The organism is Streptomyces sp. H51 (assembly GCF_035656535.1).
GTDB lineage: Bacteria > Actinomycetota > Actinomycetes > Streptomycetales > Streptomycetaceae > Streptomyces.
Genome location: NZ_JAYMHD010000011.1, coordinates 361,820 through 380,799, shown reverse-complemented (window position 1 = coordinate 380,799; position 18,980 = coordinate 361,820). Strand labels below are relative to the sequence as shown.

Sequence of the window (18,980 nt, the reverse complement as noted above, 5' to 3'; positions counted from 1 at the left end):
CCGCCCGCCGCCCGCCGGCCGCGCCCGCTCGGCCCGGCGCCGGACGGTCACCGGCCGGCGATGTCCTCGTAGCCCTCGACCTGGCGCGGGTCGCGCGGGCCCGGGCCGATGTAGCGGGCGGACGGGCGGACCAGGCGGCCGGTGCGCTTCTGCTCCAGGATGTGCGCCGACCAGCCCGCCGTGCGGGCGCAGGTGAACATGGACGTGAACATGTGGGCCGGCACCTGGGCGAAGTCCAGCACGATGGCCGCCCAGAACTCCACGTTCGTGGCCAGTACCCGGTCCGGGCGGCGGTTGTGCAGCTCCTCCAGGGCCGCCTTCTCCAGCGCCTCGGCGATCTCGAAGCGCGGGGCGCCCAGTTCGCGGGCGGTGCGGCGCAGCACGCGCGCGCGGGGGTCCTCGGCCCGGTAGACGCGGTGCCCGAACCCCATCAGGCGCTCGCCCCGGTCCAGGGCCTGCCTGACGTACGCCTCCGCGTCGCCGGTCCGCTCGATCTCCTCGATCATGTGCAGCACGCGCGAGGGGGCGCCGCCGTGCAGCGGGCCGGACATGGCCCCCACCGCGCCGGAGAGGGCCGCGGCCACGTCCGCGCCGGTGGAGGCGATGACGCGGGCGGTGAAGGTGGAGGCGTTCATGCCGTGCTCGGCGGCGGACGTCCAGTACGCGTCGACGGCCGCGACGTGCTTGGGGTCCGGCTCGCCCCGCCAGCGGATCATGAAGCGCTCGACGACCGACTGCGCCTTGTCGATCTCCCGCTGCGGCACCATGGGCAGGCCCTGCCCGCGGGCGGACTGGGCGACGTACGACAGGGCCATCACCGCGGCGCGGGCCAGGTCGTCGCGGGCCTGCGCGGCGTCGATGTCGAGGAGCGGTTTCAGGCCCCACACCGGCGCCAGCATCGCCAGCGCCGACTGCACGTCCACGCGGATGTCGCCGGAGTGCACCGGGATCGGGAACGGCTCGGCGGGCGGCAGGCCCGGGTTGAAGGCGCCGTCGACGAGCAGCCCCCAGACGTTGCCGAACGAGACGTGACCGACCAGGTCCTCGATGTCGACGCCCCGGTACCGGAGGGCGCCGCCCTCCTTGTCCGGCTCGGCGATCTCCGTCTCGAACGCGATGACTCCCTCGAGTCCGGGTACGAAGTCGGACATCAGGCGGCTCCTCATGATGTGGGCGACGAACGCTGTGGTGGGGATGAGCGGTGGGGACGTGCGGTGGACGAGCGGTGGGGCCGTGCGGTGGAGATGTGTCGTGGGGACGAGCGGTGGGGACGGGACGACGACCGTGTGCCGATGCGGAAAGGGCGGCTTGGCCGGCGGATCCTCGGTCGCTTCCCGGACTCGCGGTCCCCGGTGGCCATCCTGGTGATGCCCCGAACGGCGGGCGGTCACCCCACCGGAACGGCATCAGCACGATATCCCTGAGTGCCACCTTTGGGGAGGGTCCGCGGCACTCAGTGCCACACAGTGACGAAGGACACCGTGCCGCGTCCGCCCCGCGGACACCGTCCGCGGGGCTGCCCCGGATGCCCTTCGCACCGATACGGCAAGATGTCGGCGTGAACGCCCACGACGCCGCCGCCCCCGACCCCGCCGCGATGCGCAAGCACTACCGGGCCGAGGGCCTCGCCGAGTCCGACCTGGCGGCCACCCCGGTGCAGCAGTTCGCCCGCTGGTTCGCGCAGGCCGCGCGGGAGGCCCACCTGTTCGAGCCGAACGCCATGATCGTCTCCACGGCGGACGCCCAGGGCCGGCCCAGCTCCCGCACGGTGCTGCTGAAGCAGTTCGACGAGCACGGCTTCGTCTTCTACACCAACTACGAATCCCGCAAGGGACACGACCTCGCCGAGAACCCGCACGTCTCGCTGCTGTTCCCCTGGCACCCGATGGCGCGCCAGGTCGTCGTCACCGGCGTCGCGCGCCGCACCGGCCGGGACGAGACGGCCGCCTACTTCCGCAGCCGTCCGCACGGCTCCCAGCTGGGCGCCTGGGCCAGCGCCCAGTCCAGCGTCATCGCCTCCCGCGCCGAGGTCGACGCCGCGTACGCCGAACTCGAGGCCCGCTACCCGGAGGGCGAGCAGGTCCCGGTGCCCCCGCACTGGGGCGGCTTCCGGGTGGCCCCGCGGCAGGTGGAGTTCTGGCAGGGGCGCGAGAACCGGCTGCACGACCGGCTCAGGTACGTCGCGGAGGCGGACGGCGGATGGCGGGTGGAGCGGCTGAGCCCGTGACCGGCCGCGCCGCGTGAAACCGGGTGAAAGCAGACGACCCGCGAGCTCGGGTCCCTCCGCCGGACGGCGGGGGAGCCGGCCGGACGTACCGGCGAGCTCGCGGGTCGGGTGACTGCGTTGGATTGGGCCGGCTGCGCATATCGCGTACACGCTGGTCCGGCACCGCACTGTGTGTGGTGGCGGGCCGCTAGCCCGCAGCCACCTCGTGCGTCCGGGTTTCACTCATGTACCCGATCACCTCCCTTCTCACGTGCTCGCCACATTAAGCAGTGGCCGGGCGCGGTTCAACAGGTTTTCGGCGCTCTCCGGTGATGGGCCCGGTCAGCCGTGGGAACGGGCCGGTCCGGGTGGAGAAGAGGGTGGGTTGCAACGATTCCCTCAATCTTCCGGAACCCGGTGTGTGCTGGATCACGTTCCAGTTAGATGATGGCGAGTGAGTGAACCGACGCGCCGTGCCTGCGGGCGCAGCTGGGAGGGGGTCCAGATGAGTGCTTCCCGGCGTAGCGGGACCACCGACGAGCTGGGGCCGGACGAGCCCGAGGGGTCGGGAGCCGCCGCGGGCCCCGACGGCTCCGACCTGCTGGCCGCGCTGCTGGACGGCATGGACGCCGCCCTGTGCGCCTTCGACGCCGAGGGGGTGGTCACCCACTGGAACCGCGAGGCGGAGCGGATCCTCGGCTGGACGGCGGCGGAGGCCGTGGGCCGGCACGGCTTCGCCGGCTGGGCCGTGCGCGAGGCGGACGCCGGTGAGGTCGAGGGGCGGCTGATGTCCGCCATGCGGTCGCCCGGCCGGCAGGTGCACGAGTTCGCGCTGCTGACCAAGGACGGCGGACGGGTGCTGGTGCGGACCCAGTCGGCCGCGGTGCGCGGCCCGGACGGCGGACCGGCGGGCGTGTACTGCGCCTTCAGCGAGGTGCACACGCAGATCGACCTGGAACGCTCCATCGCACTGAGCGAGGCGCTGTTCGACGATGCCTCCTGGGGAGTCGTGCTGGTGGACGCCGACCTGCGGCCCGCCGTGGTGAACGCGCACGCGGCCCGGTCGCTCGGCATCGGGCGCACGGCCGTGCTGGGGCGGCCGCTGGGGGAACTGCTCGCCCAGGGCGTCGAGGAACTGGAGAGCGCGCTCACCCACGTCCTGGCGGAGGGCGCGCCGCCCGCGCCCGCGGAGATCTGGGTGAGCGTGCGCACGCCGGAGGGCGAGCAGCGGCGCTGCTGGCGCTGCGGCTTCGTCCGGCTGGCCTCGCCGCTCGCGGAGGAACCGGTGCCGCTGGGCGTCGGCTGGCTGTTCGTGGACGTCACCGAGGCCAAGCAGGGCGAGCAGGCGGCGGCGCTGTTCCGGTTCCGTACGAACCAGCTGCACCGGGCGGCGCGCGCCGCCGCCGAGTGCGAGGACCCCGCGGAGGCGGCCACCGTCCACCTCGACTTCGCGCTCGCCGGGTTCGCCGACCACGCGCTGATCGACCGGGTGGCGGGCGGAGCGCTCGCCGACGGGGCGGAGAACGGGCCGGTGCGGCTGGTGCGGGTGGCGGCGACGCCGTCCGGGGCGCCGGGGCCGAGCCTGCTCGGCGGGCAGGCCGGACTGCCCGTGCGGTACGCCGAGGGGCATCCGGCGCTGCAGAGCGTGGCGCGCACCGGGTCGGTGCGGGCCGGCGGCGGGTCGGTGCCGGCCGAGGCGGCGCGGGAGTGGGCACGGTCTCGGCAGTGGCCCGCGGACACGGTGCACGCGCTGTGCGCGGTGCTGCGCAGCCGCGGGCGGACGCTGGGTGTCGTGACGTTTCTGCGCGGGGCCGGGCGCAGCCCGTTCGAACGGGCCGACGTGGCCCACGCCGAGGACGTGGCGGCGCGGATCGCGGCGGCCCTGGACCTCGCGGACGCGGTGGGGCGGGCATAGCGGACGCGTGCCGCGTGCCGTACCGGTTTCCGGGCGCCCCGGGGTGCCGGGTCCCCGGCCGGGCGGGCCGGGCGGCCGGGGAGGGACCGCCGCGGTCCGGCGGCGCCCGCAGGGACGCGGGAAGCCAGCCCCCGCGACCGGCTACGAAGGCGCGGCAGACGATCGGCAGGGGACGGCAGGCCGCGCGTGGTCGGCGGACGGCAGGCGGCGCGTGGTCGGCGGGCAGTTGGCGGCGCAGGGCGCACGGCAGGTCGTGGGCTCCCGGCGGAGCGCTCAGCGCCGGTAGAAGATCCGGTCCCCGTACTCCTCCATCACCCGCGCGTTCCACTCGTGGCCCCCGTCGACGTTCCCGGAGCGCAGCAGCGGCGGCTCGATGCCCCGGTCGGCCAGCGCGGCGGCCGCCGTGGCCATGACGGCCTGCAACAGGGCCGCGGTGACCACCGTGGAGGCCGGCGCGAAGGGGGCGGGGACGGTGTCGAGGGTCAGCTCGGCGTCGCCGACCGCGATCTTGGAGTCGAGGACGATGTCGCAGTGGTCCTTGAGGTATCCGCCGGACGCGTGCCGCGACCGCGTTCGGGAGGCGTACGCCACCGAGGTCACGCCGATGACCTTCACGCCCCGCGCGCGGGCGCTCATGGCCATCTCGACGGGCAGCGCGTTGCGCCCGGACAGGGAGACGATCACGAGGGCGTCCCCGGAGCGGATCGGCGAACTGTCCAGCACCGCGCTCGCCAGGCCGTCCACCCGCTCCAGCGCGGAGCCGAGCGTGGCCGGCATGACGTCGACGCCGACGACGCCGGGCACGGCCAGCAGGTTCATCAGGGCCAGTCCGCCGGCGCGGTAGACGACGTCCTGGGCGGCGAGGGACGAGTGGCCCGCGCCGGTGGCGAACAGCCGGCCGCCGTCGGCGACGGTGTCGGCGAGCAGCGCGCCGGCCGCGGCGACGGCGTCGGCCTCCTCCTCGCGGACCCGTTGCAGCAGGCCGATGGCGGCGTCGAGGAACCGGTCGGCCGGGGTGGCGTCGCTCATGCGGATCCTTCCGGAGGGCGGCGTCGGATGTCCGTGTCGCGGATCACCGTGCGGTCTGGACCACTGCCGTGTCAATACGGCGTCCGGCGGCCGGTGCGGCTGCCCGGACGGCGTGCGCCGGGTCCGGCCGTGTCACGGCCGGACCGGTGGTTTCCGCGGCGCCGCACGGTTGTCGGTGCCATGCGTCAGAATTGGGTCCAGGGCCAGCGCACACGCCGCGGAGCCGTCGTGCTCACGGCAGATCTCATCGAGGGGCACGTATGTCCGGACTGATCGACACCACGGAGATGTATCTCCGCACCATCCTCGAGCTCGAGGAAGAGGGCGTGGTCCCCATGCGTGCCCGGATCGCCGAGCGGCTCGACCAGAGCGGGCCGACCGTCAGCCAGACGGTGGCGCGGATGGAACGGGACGGCCTGGTGTCCGTCGCCTCCGACCGCCACCTGGAGCTCACCGGCGAGGGCCGCCGGCTCGCCACGCGCGTGATGCGCAAGCACCGGCTGGCGGAGTGCCTGCTCGTGGACGTGATCGGTCTGGAATGGGAGCAGGTGCACGCCGAGGCGTGCCGCTGGGAGCACGTGATGAGCGAGGCCGTGGAGCGCCGGGTCCTGGAACTGCTGCGTCACCCCACCGAGTCGCCGTACGGCAATCCGATCCCGGGCCTGGAGGAGCTGGGCGAGAAGGACGGTGCCGACCCGTTCCTCAACGAGGGCATGGTGTCGCTGGCCGACCTCGAAACGGGCGAGGACGGCAAGACGGTCGTCGTGCGCCGGATCGGCGAGCCGATCCAGACGGACCCGCAGCTGATGTACACGCTGCGCCGGGCGGGCGTGCAGCCCGGATCCGTGGTGAGCGTGACGCAGTCGGCGGGCGGTGTGCTGGTGGGCAGCGGCGGCGAGGCGGCCGAGCTGGAGGCGGACATCGCCTCCCACGTGTTCGTCGCCAAGCGCTGAGCCGCCGGGCGGCGCCCGCCGCTGCGGGACGCCACCGCTCCAACCGCCGCCGGCTCCGGTGACGCCACCGCTCCAACCGCCGCCGCTCCGGTGACGCCGGCGGTTCGGCGACGCTGTCGGCCGGAAGATCAGTGCGTCGAACCGCAGCGCCGCGACGCCTCCCGTGCGACGCTTTTCCGTGAGGCATATGACGGAGGGGGCGGGCGAATGCGCCGCAGACGTGAGGAGGGCCCCGGCGCCTTGTGGCGCCGGGGCCTGTCCTCCCCTGTGCTGACCCGGAGCCCCGAGCTCTCAGGGTCATTCCCCGCGGACCGTTTTCCCCGAGCGGTCCGCCCCCCGCTGAAGATCTCCCCTCGACAGCGACGATCATTCCCCGAAGCGGGTCACTCGAACGAGGGGTGTTGCCCGCCGAAACAGCATTTTCGAATAGGCATTCGATAGTCTGCGGTGACGGATCATGCGGAACGTGCGCTTCAACCAAGGGGTGCACGAGAGCACGCGGCAGCCGCGTGCACGAAGGCAGCTGCACGGGCAACGGCAGGACACGGTGCACAGGACCGTCCGGCTCGAGCGTGAGCGAGCGGTCCGAGCGGAGCTAGGGGGGTGCCAGGACCAGTGGTGCGGCGCATCGACGTGACCGGGACGGGCGGTGTCCGTCTCGCGGCCTGGGAGTTCGGCGATCCACCCAAGAGCGACCCGGCGGTCCTCGTGCCGCGGCAGGCGGGACCGCCCGGCCCGGCCGGCCCGCCCGGCCGTGCCGAACCCCCGGGCGGCGTCGAGCGCACGCCCGGTGTGCTGTTACTGCACGGACTGATGGGCCGTGCCTCGCACTGGGCGTCCACCGCCCGCTGGCTGTCCGGCCGGCACCGCGCGGTCGCGCTGGACCAGCGTGGCCACGGCCAGAGCGAGAAGCCGCCGCAGGCGGCCTTCACCCGCGAGGCCTACGTCGACGACGCCGAGGCCGCCCTCGAACAGCTGGGCCTCTCCCCGGCGGTCCTCATCGGCCACGCCATGGGCGCCCTGACCGCGTGGCAGCTCGCCGCCAGGCGCCCCGACCTGGTCCGCGGGGTGATCATCTGCGACATGCGGGCCTCCGCGCTCGGGTCCGCCTCGCAGCGCGAGTGGGCGGACTGGTTCAAGGCCTGGCCGACGCCGTTCGCCACCCTCGCCGACGTCCGCAAGTGGTTCGGCGAGGACGACCCCTGGGTCGAGCGCCCCAACCCGGCCCGCGGCGAGTTCTACGCCGAGGTGATGCACGAGGGCCCGGACGGCTGGCGGCCCGTCTTCGACCCCGAGCAGATGCTGCAGACCCGTGCGACCTGGGTGTACGACGCGCACTGGGAGGAGCTGGCCCAGGTCCGGTGCCCCGCACTGGTGGTCCGCGGCCTCGACGGCGAACTCGGCCGCGCCGAGGCCCAGGAGATGGTCCGCGTGCTGCCCCGCGGCCAGTACGCGGAGGTGGCCGACGCCGGTCACCTCGTCCACTACGACCAGCCGGAGGCCTGGCGCGCGGCGATCGAGCCGTTCCTGGACGGCGTCTTCAGCGAAACCTGACCCGGCGTCCGGAGGTGGCGCGGAGCCGGAGCCGGAGCCGGAGTCGGCCGGCCCGGGGCGATCCCGGGCGGCCGGCTCCGGCTCCGGCAGCGGGTCAGCGGTCCCGCCCGCACGCGTACGCGAGCGGCGGGATCAACTCCTCCACGTCCGGCAGCCAGCGGTTCGCGGCCGAGGGCCGGCAGGCCCACTGCACGGCCCCGCGGGAGCCGTACCGGGTGGGCGGCGCGGCGACGTAGGAACCCTCGCCGAGCGTGACCAGGTCGAGGGAGGACGGCACCCACCCCAGCTTGCGCACCAGGTCCGGCGCCTTCGCCGCCCCGCCGGGCAGCACGAAGAAGTGCATCCGCCGGTCCGGCGTCGACGTCACCGGACCCAGGGACAATTCCATCCGCTTCATGCGGGCCAGCGCGAGGAACCCGGCCGTCTCCGGCACGGAGACCGTGTCGAACGCGCGCCCCGTCGGCATCAGGATCGACGCCGTCGGCTGCTGCGACCACAGCCGTCGCGCCACGGTGGCGCTGCCCGTCGCCTGCGTCGCCCAGTCCTCGCGCGCCGGGTGCGCGCCGGGCAGGGCGCAAGCGGCGTCGCCGCAGGAGCAGTGCTGCACCCCGTCGGCGGTTTCCAGCCAGGTGCCGGGGAAGACGTCCCAGTGGCGTTCCTCGGCGTAACGGACGGCGGTCTCCAGCAGCGATGCACCGCGCTGCAGAGGAATCTGAGCGGCTTCGGTGCCCACGATCGTATCTTCCACGATGCACACAACTACCGCATCAACCTGGAGTTACGGGAGTCGCGCGCGCGGGGGAGGGGCGTCGGCCCGGGCGGCGGGGCGCATGGAGGCACGTGCGGGGGCGCGTGGGAGGAAGCGCGGTGTGGGCTGGGTAGCCACGAGTGGGGTCGGCTCCGGCCTCCCCGGCAATCCTCAGGAAACCTCGCATGACTCGCATTCCGTGCATGTCCGCGGGGCATTGATCTTCCCGAACCGGATCTTTCGCCGCCTCCGGGACGGCGGGTGACGAGGGGTCCGGTCACGGAAGACACGCCAACTCGGTGCGTGGGCAGGCACCGCAGCCACAGGGGGTACGCCATGGCCGCAAGGCCGCTCGTCGCGCGGCAGCCGAACGAACGGTTGCAGGCGCTCATCCAGGAGGCGGGATGCTCGAACGCCGGGCTCGCCCGCCGGGTCAACATGTGCGGCGCCGAGCACGGTCTCGACCTGCGTTACGACAAGACGTCCGTGGCCCGCTGGCTGCGCGGACAGCAGCCGCGCGGGCGCGCCCCGGCCGTCATCGCGGAGGCACTGGGCCGCAAACTCGGCCGCACGGTCACGATCGACGAGATCGGCATGGCCAACGGCAAGAACCTCGCCTCCGGCGTGGGGCTGCAGTTCTCGCCGACGGTGCTCGGCGCCGTCGAGCAGGTCTGCGAGCTGTGGCGCAACGACGTGGGGCGCCGGGACTTCCTGTCCGGCTCGGCCGTGGCCGCGTCCGCGCTGGTCGAGCCGAGCCGCGACTGGCTGATCTCCACACCGGACGCGCAGGTGGCGCGCTCGGCGGGCCCGCGGGTCGGACAGTCCGACGTGGCCGCGGTACGGGCCATGACCCAGGCGCTCGTCGAGCTCGACCACCAGTACGGCAGCGGGCACGTGCGCCCGGTCGTCGTGCACTACCTCAACAGCGTCGTCTCCGGGCTGCTGGCGGGCTCCTACCGGGAGGCGGTGGGGCGGGAGTTGTTCGCCGCCGTCGCCCGGCTGACCGAGCTGGCCGGGTACATGGCCGTCGACACCGGTCAACCGGGGCTCGCGCAGCGGTACTACATCCAGGCGCTGCGGCTCGCCCAGGCGGCCGGCGACCGCGGATACGGCGGGTACGTCCTCGCCGCCTCCATGAGCCACCTCGCCGCGCAGCTCGGAAACCCGCGCGAGATCGCGCAGTTGGCGCGGGCGGCGCAGGAAGGCGCGCGCGGGCGCGTCACGCCGCGCGCGGAGGCCATGTTCCACGCGGCGGAGGCGCGCGGGCACGCGCTGCTGGGCGACGCGCGCGCCGCGCAGGCGGCGTCCGGGCGCGCGGTCAGCGCGCTGGAGTCCGCCGACTCCGCGTCCGGAGACGACCCGGAGTGGATCGCGCACTTCGACGAGGCCTACCTCGCCGACGAGTTGGCGCACTGCCACCGCGACCTCGGGCAGGGCGACGCGGCGGCCCGGTGCGCCGCGGAGGCCCTGGCCGGCCTCCCGGAGACGAAGGCCCGCCGCCGGGCCATCGGTTACGTCCTCCTCGCCACCGCGCAGGTCCAGCAGCGGGAGATCGAGCAGGCCTGCAACACCGGCCTGAAGGCGGTGGAGTTGCTGGAGACGCTGCGCTCCGACCGGGGCGCGGAGTACCTGGACGATCTCCAGCAGCGGCTGGAGCCGTACCGGCAGGAGTCGGTGGTGCGGGAGTTCGGGGCGCGGCTGGGCGTACGGACGGCGGCGTGAGCGCCCGCCCCGTCCGGTCGGTGAACCCACCGGGAACTGCCGGTTGACGTGCGGGAGCCGGCCGGCGAGGGCGGGCCCGGGGGACCGCGGAGGAGCCCTGCCGCACCGGCCGGCGGGAAGGAGGCGACGGCCTGAGCTGCGTGGCACCCGGCTCGGGGGACCCGGTAGCGTGAGCCGACACGCACAAGGTCCCCCATTGGTAGGAGTCCCGGTGACGCAGAGTGGACAGGGCGAGGAGCCCTCGCTGCGCCAGGCGCGCGAAGGCATCGTGCTGCCCTCCGACGGCGGTGAGCCCGTGCTGCCGGGCGGGCCGGGCGGGTTCGCCTCCGCACCGGTCGGCCCGCACGACGGCCACCCCGCCGGCCCCCGCCCGCAACCGCCCGCCCCGGCCGGCGGCCAGGCCTGGGGTGCGTCATGGGGCCCCGGCCGGCAGCAGAGCGAGGCCCCGCAGCCGGGCCAGGGCTGGGCGGAGCCGCTCACCCAGCAGTGGGACGCGCCCGACCAGTGGGACGACCGGCAGCAGGGCGCGGGCGGCGCGTCCCAGCCGCTGCCGCCGGAGGGCGCCCCGGCGGCCTCCTACGGGTACCCGCCGTACACGCCGCCGCAGCCCGCGGCGGGCGCGCCCCTGCCGCCGGAGAACCCGCCCGCGTACGGCGCTCCCGGCACGGCCTACGGCTCGCCCGCCGCCGACGAGGGCGCCACCCAGTACCTCCCGCCCGTCGCCGCGCCCGGCGCCGACGGGGCCACGCAGTACATACCGCCCGTCACCGCCGCGGACGAGGGCGCGACCCAGTACATACCGCCCGTCACCGCCGACGAGGGCGCGACGCAGTACATACCGCCGGTGGGCGCGGGCGCGCCGCCGCACGCGCAGTACCCGGGCCACCCCGGGCACGCCGACGCCGCCTCCCCGTCCGCCTCCGAGGCCACCCAGTACCTGCCGCCCGTGACCGGACAGGCCCCCGGCGCTCCGTACGGCACGCAGGACGGCGCGGACCGGCAGCCGCCCGCCGAGTTCGACAACCTCTTCCGCAGCGGACCGGGCGGCGAGAGCGCCGCCGGGTCCACGCAGCAGATGCCGCGCTTCGATCAGCGGCAGGCCCCCGCGCCGTCGTACAACGGGCCCTCCTACAGTCCGCCCGGCGACGGCGGGCGGGGCGGGCGGGGCGACGGCGGGGGCCGGGGCGGCCGCGGGGGGCGGAGCGGCTCGCGCGTGCCGCTGATCGCCGCGGTCGGCGTAGGCATCGTCGTCCTCGGCGTCGGCGCCGGGGCTCTGCTCGGCGGCGGGGGCGGCGACGACGACAAGGCCGGCGAGCAGACCGTCTCGGCCACGGCCCCCGCGACCGAGGGCTCCGCCTCCCCCTCCGCCGACCCGGCGAAGCAGCAGGCGACCGCCCTGGACGGGCTGCTGGCCGACAGCGGGAACAGCCGGGCGTCGGTGATCGCGGCCGTGGGCGACGTACGGGCCTGCGACAACCTGGGACAGGCGGCCTCGGACCTCAGGGCCGCGGCCAAGCAGCGCACCGAGCTGGTCACCCGCCTGTCCGGACTGTCCGTCGACAAGCTGCCCAACCACGCCGAGCTGACCACCGCGCTCACCAAGGCGTGGCAGGCGTCCGCCTCGGCCGACAACCACTACGCGGCCTGGGCCGACCAGGTCGGCGGCAAGAAGGGCTGCCGCAAGGGGCAGGCCCGCACCACCGGGCAGACCCTGGCCGGCAACCGGGCGAGCGGCACCGCCAGCGCCCAGAAGGCCAAGGCCGCCCAGCTGTGGAACGCGATCGCCAAGACCTACGGACTGACGCAGCGCCAGCCGACCCAGCTGTGACCGCGCCGGGAGGCGTGCCGGGGACGTGAGCCGGGCCGCGGCTCAGCTCACGTCCGCGTCCTCCAGGGTCCCGGTGACGTTGAGGAAGCCCTTCTTGGCGGCCACCAGCCGGCCCTGCCGCACGACCTGCAGCGTCACCTCGTCATTGACCAGCCGGGACAGGCCGATGGCGGCGAGCGGGCCCTGCTGCTCCCATTCCAGCGGCGGGGTGAGTCCGCCCGTGGTGACCTTCAGCCCGTGGTCGAGGGCCCGCCGTACGGTGTCGGAGGTCACGTTGCCGCCGCCCAGCGACTCCACCGTCTTGCGGAACACGGTGTAGGCGATCCAGGTGGTCTGCACGCCGGCGTCCGCCGCGTCGATGCGGTTGTCGCCGAACGCCTGCCGGCTGATCACCTTCTTCATCCCGTCCCAGCGCGGATCGCCGGCGGCCGGGTACCAGCCGGTGATGTACGACCCCTCGTAGGGCCCCGACCGGCCGCCGGACTCGTTGATCTCGGTCTGGTCCACGCTGCCCAGCACGGCGGCCGTCTTCACCCCCGGGGCGTTCTCGCGGGCGCGCCGGAAGGAGTCCATGAAGGTGCTGGTGCGGCCGCCCAGCGCGGGGATCACGCAGCCCTTCTTCGTCGTGTCGCCGGCCGAGGCGGCCACCGCGCGCCGCGCCTGCTCCTCGTACTCGGTGGCGTCGTCGGGCGCCTGCTGGTCGACCGAGGCCGCGTGCCCGCCCGCCTTCAGGCCGGAGTCGAGCATCGGGGGCAGCGCGTCGCCCGCGATGTCGTCGGGCCGTACCAGCACCACCGAGCCGCAGCTCGCGGCGAGTTCCTTGCCGAGGCCGGCCAGCAGGGTGGGCTGCCCGCCGTTGACGGGGTAGGACAGCGGGCTGGTGAACTCGCCGCCGCTGAGTCCGTATCCGCCGATGTACGGGATGCCGGCGGCCTCCAGGGACGGCAGGAAGGAGTCGCTGTGCTGGCTGTAGGAGCCCACGACCGCGACCACCTTCCGCTTGACCGCGATCCGGGAGCACTTGGCGGCCGCCACGCTGTCGTTGTGGTCGTTGCAGGTCAGCACCCGCAGCTTGCGCCCGGCGATGCCGCCGCGGGAGTTGACCCAGCGGGCGTAGGCCTGCGCGAAGGCGGGCATGCCGGGCTTGTTGGTGGCGTCGGTGCCCTGCGGGGCCCAGGTCATGACGGTGATCGTGTCGTCCCCGGATGCCCCCGCGGTGCCGGGGACCACCCCGCACCCGACGGCGATGGAGGCGCACACGGCCAGAGCCCCCACCGAGAGGACGGCGGCCCTGACGGGCCGGTTGAGCGTAGGTCGGGAGGTGCTGCGGTCGGTTCGCCTGCCGGTCATGTACACACACGGTTCCCTCACACCGCCAAGCGCAGGGTGACCTACGGTTATTGATCGGTGACATGAGGGTGAATTGCGGGGGCCGGTGAGGCCCCCGTGGCGGAGAACGTACGATCGGTGACCGTGCAAGGTCCGGATAACTCTTCCCGTCGCGCCCGTCGTTCCTCCACCATGGGCGGCATGCCACTCAACGACATGCCGTGGTGGCGCTGGCGCAGCAATGTGCGCTCCGCGCTGCACATGCTCTCCGACCCGGTGTTCCAGCGGGACGTCTGGCTGGCCGGCGTGGACGGGTACGGAGACGTCACCGACGCCGTGTACCGCCTGGTCGAGGACACCTGGCTGGACAACTGGTCCGCCGAGAAGTACGTCGGCACGATCTTCCGGGACTCCCAGGAGGCGGCCCTCGTCGACACCGCCGTGCTGCGCGTGCTGCGGATCATGCACCAGGTCGGACCCGACGCCCCGGTCTCCGCCTACCTGGAGAACCAGGCGTGGCCGGAGGCGGTGCGGGCGGCGCGGGACGCGCACGTGCGGATGGCCGCGGCCGACGGCGAGGACCCGGACGCGCCGCCGCGCACCCTCGAGGTGCTGCGGATCATGACCCGGTCCGCGTGACGGACGAGGATCCGTCCGCGCCCGCGAATATGGGACCCTGTCCTGCATGAGCGAGCAGTCCACCCCCGCCGCGGTCCCGGCCGACCAGTACGTCCTCACGCTCTCCTGCCCGGACAAGCAGGGCATCGTGCACGCCGTGTCCAGCTACCTGTTCATGACCGGCTGCAACATCGTGGACAGCCAGCAGTTCGGCGACCAGGACACGGGGCTGTTCTTCATGCGGGTCCACTTCTCGGCCGAGGCGCCGGTGACCGTGGACAAGCTGCGGGCGAGCTTCGCGGCGATCGGTGACTCGTTCCACATGGACTGGCAGATAAACCGGGCCGACGACCGGATGCGCATCGTCCTGATGGTCAGCAGGTTCGGGCACTGCCTGAACGACCTGCTGTTCCGTGCGCGGACCGGGGCGCTGCCGGTGGAGATCGCCGCCGTGGTGTCCAACCACACCGACTTCGCCGAGCTCGTAGCCTCGTACAACATCCCCTTCCACCACATCCCGGTGACGAAGGACACCAAGGCGGACGCCGAGGCGCGGCTGCTGGAGATCGTCCGCGAGGAGAAGGTGGAGCTGGTCGTCCTCGCCCGCTACATGCAGGTGCTCTCGGACGACCTGTGCAAGCAGCTCAGCGGCCGGATCATCAACATCCACCACTCCTTCCTGCCGAGCTTCAAGGGCGCCAAGCCCTATCACCAGGCGCACGCGCGCGGGGTGAAGCTGATCGGGGCCACCGCGCACTACGTCACCGCCGACCTCGACGAGGGGCCGATCATCGAGCAGGAGGTCGAGCGGGTCGGGCACGACGTGACGCCGGACCAGCTCGTCGCGATCGGGCGGGACGTGGAGTGCCAGGCGCTGGCCCGCGCGGTCAAGTGGCACGCCGAGCGCAGGATCCTGCTCAACGGGCGGCGCACGGTCGTGTTCGCCTGAAGGGCGGCTTCGCCTGACGGGTCGTCAGCGTGCCGCTCCCGGCGGCGGTGTGCGGTCGCGGTCCCGGAGCACGGTATGCTTGATCTCAAGCCGGTCGCCGCAACTGCGAACAACCGGCCGCGCGTTGGTGGTCCAAGGAAAGACGCCCCGCTTCCTGCGGGGAGATGCAGGTGCAAGGCCTGCCCGGCGCTCCGGAAGCGAGCCCCCGCCCCACGGAATGTGGGACGGGGGCTCGTTCGTCGTGGAGCCGCAAGTGGCCCGGCGCCGCCCTTACATGCGGCTCAGGGCCGCCGCGGCGGACAGCACGTCCCGGATCGCCTCCCGGTCGCCCAGCTGCCCGGCCGCCGCCTCCCGCGGCGGCACCCGGCCCGCGGCCAGCCGGCAGAACTCCACGCCGTCCAGGGCGACATGGGCCACCTCATGCTCCGCGGAGCCCCGCGCGCCGGGGGAGTCCAGCGGGATCAGCCACTCGCCGCCGCCCGAACCCTCGATCTCCAGCCGCAGACTGCGGCCCGGTGCTCCGGCCGCGACGAGGTGCCGGCCCCGGCCGGGCGCGGCCTGCCCCTCCCGCCGCCGCACCGCCAGCGCGGCCGGCAGCATCCGGGCCGCCAGGTCGATCATGCGGTGGAGGTGGCGCGGGGAGGGCGGCTCGTACGGGTAGTCCACCGCCTCCGCGATGTCCTCCGCGTGCACCCAGCACTCGAAGGCGCGGTCCACCATGGCGTCCGGCAGCGGCAGCTCGAAGCCGCCGTACGCGACCGGCGGGGCCGCGCCGTCCGGGCCGCCGGCGAACGGCACCGTGCGCACCAGGTCGTGGCTCTGCGCCCGCCACGGCGCCCGCACGGCCCGGGTCGGCGGGGCGTGCGCTCCGACGGCGCGCCAGTACGCCTCGGTGCGGGCCGCGGGCGTGGCCGCGCCGGGCCCGGCCTCCCCGAGCGGGTCGTCGAGGCCCACCGCGGCCGCGACCAGCCCGTCGACCGCCAGCAGATGCGCGATCACCCCGGCGACGGTCGTACGACGGCTCGTCGCGCCGTCGCCCTCGAACCAGCGCAGCCGCACGGGTGCGTGCCACTCGGCGTCCCCGATGTCCTGCAGCAGGGCGTCCAGCCGGGCCGTCTCGGCGTCGTACGGGGCGGCCCAGTCCGGCACCGGCACGCGCGGCGGGCGCCGGTCCAGGCAGCGCTCCAGGACGCGGGTGCGCAGCGCCGGGTCCAGGTCGAGGCTCTCCGGCGGGTGCAGCAGGCCGACCGCCTCGCGCAGCCGCAGCGCCTCGTCCGCGCAGGGGCCGCAGTCGCCGAGGTGCTCCTCGACGGCCGCGGTCTCCTCCGCCGGACAGGCGGCCAGCGCCCAGGCCCCGAGAAGGGACTTCAGCACGCGGTGCTCCAGGACGAGCGGGGCGGATCGCGGTGCCGGCTCCGGCCGGGCCCTGATCGCGGGCAGCGGTCCGCCGCCGTCCTCGACGGAGGCGCGGGGCATCGGGATGCGGGGCGGACGCCCGGGGCCGGGACCGTCACGGCCTGCGGGGCCGTCCGGCCCGCCGGAGCCCGGCGAGCCGCCCGGTCCCTCGCCACCGGCACCCCGGGCGTCCTCCCGGCCCGCTGCGCGCGGGTGGCGCCGCCCGTCGTCGGATCCGTCGTGTGCCGGGTGCTTCCCGTGCCCGCTGTCCTCGCCGTACGCCTCGAAGCGGCGCGCGCCGCCCGCGTCGTTCACGCCGCACCTCCGTGTCCCGGCGGCGTTCCCGGCGCGCCGGCGTCGTGGGCGGTGGACAGCAGTTGCAGGCCCAGGCGGAGCCGGCGGCGGGCCTCGTCCTCGGTGACGCCGAGGTCGGCGGCGGTCTGCCGGTAGTCGCGGCGCTGGAAGTAGGCGAGCTCCAGGGCGGAGCGCAGCGGTGCCGGCATCGACTGCGCGATGTAGTCGGCGCGGGCGGCGACCGAGGCGTGGCGCACCCGGCGCTCCAGCTCCCCGGCCGGTCCGGCGTCCCCGGCCGGTCCGGCGTCGTCGGCTGGGGCGTCGGTCCCGGTGGCGCGCAGCCGCTGTACGGCGAGGCGGTGGGTGAGCGTCGCGAGCCAGCTGCGCAGGGGGCCCTGCCGGGGGTCGTAGTCCTCGGGGCGCTCCCAGACGTGCACGAAGACGTCGCGGGTGACGGCGTCGGCGGCGTGCTCGTCACCGAGGACGCGGTGGGCCAGGCCGTGCACCAGGGACGCGAAGCGGTCGTAGAGCTCGCCGAGGGCCGCCGCCTCCCCGTGCGCGAGGCGCTGCTGCATCCTGCGGTCCCAGCGGGGCGGTACGTCCCTCTTCGCCATGCGGCCCCTCACCCCCGCCCGTCGGTCTCCCCGGCCTGCGGCCACCGTCGCCTCGAATGTAGTCGGCACATCGGACGACGCACGCCCCTTTGTGACAAAGTGCGCCCCCTGCAGGGCCTCGGGTGGTAATGGACGGCCTTCGCCTACCCGAGTTCACTTCTGATCGAACAAGTTCGAAGGCGACTAAAACAAGCCTGCTTCGATCTGTTTCCGTTTCTCCGTCGGCGTTTGAGGGAACGGCCGCTGGGCAGGGGCGGCGGGGAAATGCAGGGGCGGGTTCCGGTTGTGGAGGCCCCGGTGAGCGAAGGGCGTGGTGGTGGCGTTCTGTGTGACCCATGGCGAGCAGGGCGACTGGGCCGTGCTCCACGTGTCGGGCGAACTGGACCTGCTGACGTCGCCGGCGCTGCGGCAGCGGGTGCACGACGTGGTGGCCGACGGCCGCCACAGCCTCGTCCTGGACCTCTCGGAGGTCTTCTTCTGCGACTCCAGCGGCGTCGGCGTGCTGATCGCCGCCCGCCGCCTGATCCGCTCCTGCCGGGGCAGCCTGCGCCTGGTGCTGCCGGCCCGGGGAGCGGCCGAGGGGTCGCACGTCAGCCGCGTCCTCGGCGCCCTGGGGGTGCGCCGCCTGTTCGATGTGTACACCGACCTGGACGAGGCCGTCGCCGAGGACGCCGGCCCGCTGTCCGCCTGAGAGCCGCGCCTCGGGCCCGCGCCCGATGCCGCGGGTGGAGGCCGGTGAGCCGGTCGGCAGCCGCGGGCAGCCCTCCTGCCCCGGCGGTCCGAGATCAGTTGACGCTGCGCCAGATGTGCTGCTCCGCCTCCTCGTCGCTGTCCCGGTGCTCGTCGCCGTGGGGCGCCCGTTCGGGTTCCACGAGATGGTCGTCGGCCCTGCCGACGCTGTTCCGCTGCACGGGGTCATTCGTCACGGCGGTCCGTCCTTCCTGTCTCCGAGCCTGTCTCACGAACGGGGGTCACGAACACCGGTGCCCGGGGCGGTCTGCCCGCGGAGACGCCCACCGCGGCGACGTATCCGTCGGGGAGCCGGAAGGCGCTGAACTCCGCCGCGACGTACGGGGTGCGCGCGGCGAGTGGCAAGCGGGTGCCCGGGCACTCGAAGCCGATGCGCCGCAGGCCGGCGCGCAGGCCCTGGCCGGTCAGTTTGGCCGCCGCCTCCTTCAGCACCCACAGGGCCGCCCGGCGTTCCGCGTCCTGCGGCATGGCCTGCAGGGCCGCCCGCTCGCCGGGGCTGAGGAAGACGTCGTCGGGCAGCCGGGTCACGCGCGCCACCTGCTCCGTGTCGACTCCCACCAGCGCCCCGAGGGCCACGACCGCCAGCGCGTACCGGCCGCTGTGCGCGATGCTCAGCGACAACTGCGGCCTGGCCGGCACGTACGGCTGCCCGCCGGGGCGCTGCCCGGTGCACAGGGCCGTCCATGGCGTGCCGACGATCCGTGCGGCCGCCCGGCGGGCCAGCCAGCGCCCGATCAGCGAGCGGGTCCGGTCCGCAGCGACCCGCTTGCGCAGGATCTGCTCGCGTTCGGCCGGCGGCAGCACCTCGAACACCGTGCGCGCGAGCTCCTCGGTGCCCCGGGAGCGCAGATCGTGCGCGAGGAGCAGCACGCGCGGCGATGCGGCCGCGACGGCCGTCACGCGGCCCCCAGGCCGAGCCGTCCGAGGTGCGCGGCCACCGTCGCGGTGTCCCGGTCCTCCGCCGGCTCGTCCTGCGGGCCGGCGGCCGCGGTGCGCACCGCTCCGGGCGCGAAGATGCTCAGGGCCACCAGCAGCGGGTGGCCGGCGTCCTCGTCCCTCCCGGCGACGGTGTCCAC

General features: G+C 74.6%; 18 protein-coding genes. 9 read left to right on the top strand and 9 right to left on the bottom strand.

Annotated elements, in window-relative coordinates:
• Positions 1–47: 47 nt before the first annotated feature.
• The gene (locus tag VKA29_RS02245) at positions 48–1,151 is read right to left on the bottom strand and encodes a citrate synthase 2 (RefSeq protein ID WP_324783402.1); all 1,104 of its coding nucleotides are present in this window, start codon (positions 1,149–1,151) and stop codon (positions 48–50) included.
• 374 nt (positions 1,152–1,525) lie between these two features.
• Between VKA29_RS02245 and pdxH the strand changes: the two genes are divergently transcribed.
• Together pdxH and VKA29_RS02235 are read left to right on the top strand one after the other, a co-directional pair.
• Complete coding sequence (gene pdxH / locus VKA29_RS02240) at positions 1,526–2,227, top strand: pyridoxamine 5'-phosphate oxidase (RefSeq protein ID WP_324783401.1); 702 nt, start codon at positions 1,526–1,528, stop codon at positions 2,225–2,227.
• Positions 2,228–2,711: 484 nt separating this feature from the next.
• Positions 2,712–4,121 carry a PAS domain-containing protein gene (locus VKA29_RS02235; RefSeq protein WP_324783400.1) on the top strand — a complete coding sequence of 470 codons (1,410 nt, stop codon included), beginning with the start codon at positions 2,712–2,714 and terminating at the stop codon, positions 4,119–4,121.
• Positions 4,122–4,394: 273 nt separating this feature from the next.
• On the opposite strand, the gene VKA29_RS02230 is transcribed toward VKA29_RS02235, so the two are convergent.
• Entirely contained in the window at positions 4,395–5,150 is a 756-nt protein-coding gene (locus VKA29_RS02230; RefSeq protein ID WP_324783399.1) for an SIS domain-containing protein, read from the bottom strand.
• Positions 5,151–5,410: 260 nt separating this feature from the next.
• On the opposite strand from VKA29_RS02230, the gene VKA29_RS02225 reads away from it, so the two are divergent.
• A complete protein-coding gene (locus VKA29_RS02225) occupies positions 5,411–6,103 on the top strand; it encodes a metal-dependent transcriptional regulator (RefSeq protein WP_324783398.1) in 693 nt (230 codons plus the stop codon).
• A 615-nt stretch (positions 6,104–6,718) separates the two neighbouring features.
• Positions 6,719–7,657 carry an alpha/beta hydrolase gene (locus VKA29_RS02220; RefSeq protein ID WP_324783575.1) on the top strand — a complete coding sequence of 313 codons (939 nt, stop codon included), beginning with the start codon at positions 6,719–6,721 and terminating at the stop codon, positions 7,655–7,657.
• Positions 7,658–7,751: 94 nt separating this feature from the next.
• Here VKA29_RS02220 and VKA29_RS02215 read toward each other — a convergent pair whose 3' ends face one another.
• Positions 7,752–8,414 carry a bifunctional DNA primase/polymerase gene (locus tag VKA29_RS02215; RefSeq protein ID WP_324783397.1) on the bottom strand — a complete coding sequence of 221 codons (663 nt, stop codon included), beginning with the start codon at positions 8,412–8,414 and terminating at the stop codon, positions 7,752–7,754.
• A 327-nt stretch (positions 8,415–8,741) separates the two neighbouring features.
• Between VKA29_RS02215 and VKA29_RS02210 the strand changes: the two genes are divergently transcribed.
• Both VKA29_RS02210 and VKA29_RS02205 read left to right on the top strand, forming a co-directional pair.
• Entirely contained in the window at positions 8,742–10,127 is a 1,386-nt protein-coding gene (locus VKA29_RS02210) for a transcriptional regulator (RefSeq protein WP_324783396.1), read from the top strand.
• A gap of 211 nt (positions 10,128–10,338) precedes the next feature.
• A complete protein-coding gene (locus VKA29_RS02205; protein ID WP_324783395.1) occupies positions 10,339–11,955 on the top strand; it encodes a hypothetical protein in 1,617 nt (538 codons plus the stop codon).
• Between the two features lie 42 nt (positions 11,956–11,997).
• On the opposite strand, the gene VKA29_RS02200 is transcribed toward VKA29_RS02205, so the two are convergent.
• A complete protein-coding gene (locus VKA29_RS02200; protein ID WP_324783394.1) occupies positions 11,998–13,305 on the bottom strand; it encodes an ABC transporter substrate-binding protein in 1,308 nt (435 codons plus the stop codon).
• 117 nt (positions 13,306–13,422) lie between these two features.
• Here VKA29_RS02200 and VKA29_RS02195 point away from each other — a divergent pair, with 117 nt between their 5' ends.
• Together VKA29_RS02195 and purU are read left to right on the top strand one after the other, a co-directional pair.
• The gene (locus VKA29_RS02195; RefSeq protein WP_324783574.1) at positions 13,423–13,923 is read left to right on the top strand and encodes an SCO4402 family protein; all 501 of its coding nucleotides are present in this window, start codon (positions 13,423–13,425) and stop codon (positions 13,921–13,923) included.
• Between the two features lie 46 nt (positions 13,924–13,969).
• The gene (gene purU, locus VKA29_RS02190) at positions 13,970–14,851 is read left to right on the top strand and encodes a formyltetrahydrofolate deformylase (RefSeq protein WP_324783393.1); all 882 of its coding nucleotides are present in this window, start codon (positions 13,970–13,972) and stop codon (positions 14,849–14,851) included.
• Between the two features lie 270 nt (positions 14,852–15,121).
• On the opposite strand, the gene VKA29_RS02185 is transcribed toward purU, so the two are convergent.
• Positions 15,122–16,561 (bottom strand): zf-HC2 domain-containing protein, encoded by a 1,440-nt coding sequence (locus VKA29_RS02185; RefSeq protein ID WP_324783392.1) that lies wholly within the window; start codon positions 16,559–16,561, stop codon positions 15,122–15,124.
• Complete coding sequence (locus VKA29_RS02180; RefSeq protein ID WP_324783391.1) at positions 16,558–17,154, bottom strand: sigma-70 family RNA polymerase sigma factor; 597 nt, start codon at positions 17,152–17,154, stop codon at positions 16,558–16,560. The genes VKA29_RS02185 and VKA29_RS02180 overlap by 4 nt, the downstream gene beginning before the upstream one ends.
• 310 nt (positions 17,155–17,464) lie before the next feature.
• On the opposite strand from VKA29_RS02180, the gene VKA29_RS02175 reads away from it, so the two are divergent.
• The gene (locus tag VKA29_RS02175; RefSeq protein ID WP_324783390.1) at positions 17,465–17,845 is read left to right on the top strand and encodes an STAS domain-containing protein; all 381 of its coding nucleotides are present in this window, start codon (positions 17,465–17,467) and stop codon (positions 17,843–17,845) included.
• 94 nt (positions 17,846–17,939) lie between these two features.
• Here VKA29_RS02175 and VKA29_RS02170 read toward each other — a convergent pair whose 3' ends face one another.
• From VKA29_RS02170 to VKA29_RS02160, 3 genes are read right to left on the bottom strand one after another with little or no spacing between them, the layout of a single operon-like run.
• Positions 17,940–18,080: a hypothetical protein gene (locus VKA29_RS02170; protein WP_324783389.1), complete on the bottom strand. Its 141-nt coding sequence runs from the start codon at positions 18,078–18,080 to the stop codon at positions 17,940–17,942.
• The gene (locus VKA29_RS02165; protein WP_324783388.1) at positions 18,070–18,804 is read right to left on the bottom strand and encodes a 4'-phosphopantetheinyl transferase family protein; all 735 of its coding nucleotides are present in this window, start codon (positions 18,802–18,804) and stop codon (positions 18,070–18,072) included. The genes VKA29_RS02170 and VKA29_RS02165 overlap by 11 nt, the downstream gene beginning before the upstream one ends.
• A complete protein-coding gene (locus VKA29_RS02160) occupies positions 18,801–18,980 on the bottom strand; it encodes a hypothetical protein (protein WP_324783387.1) in 180 nt (59 codons plus the stop codon). Before VKA29_RS02160 ends, VKA29_RS02165 begins: the two co-directional genes overlap by 4 nt.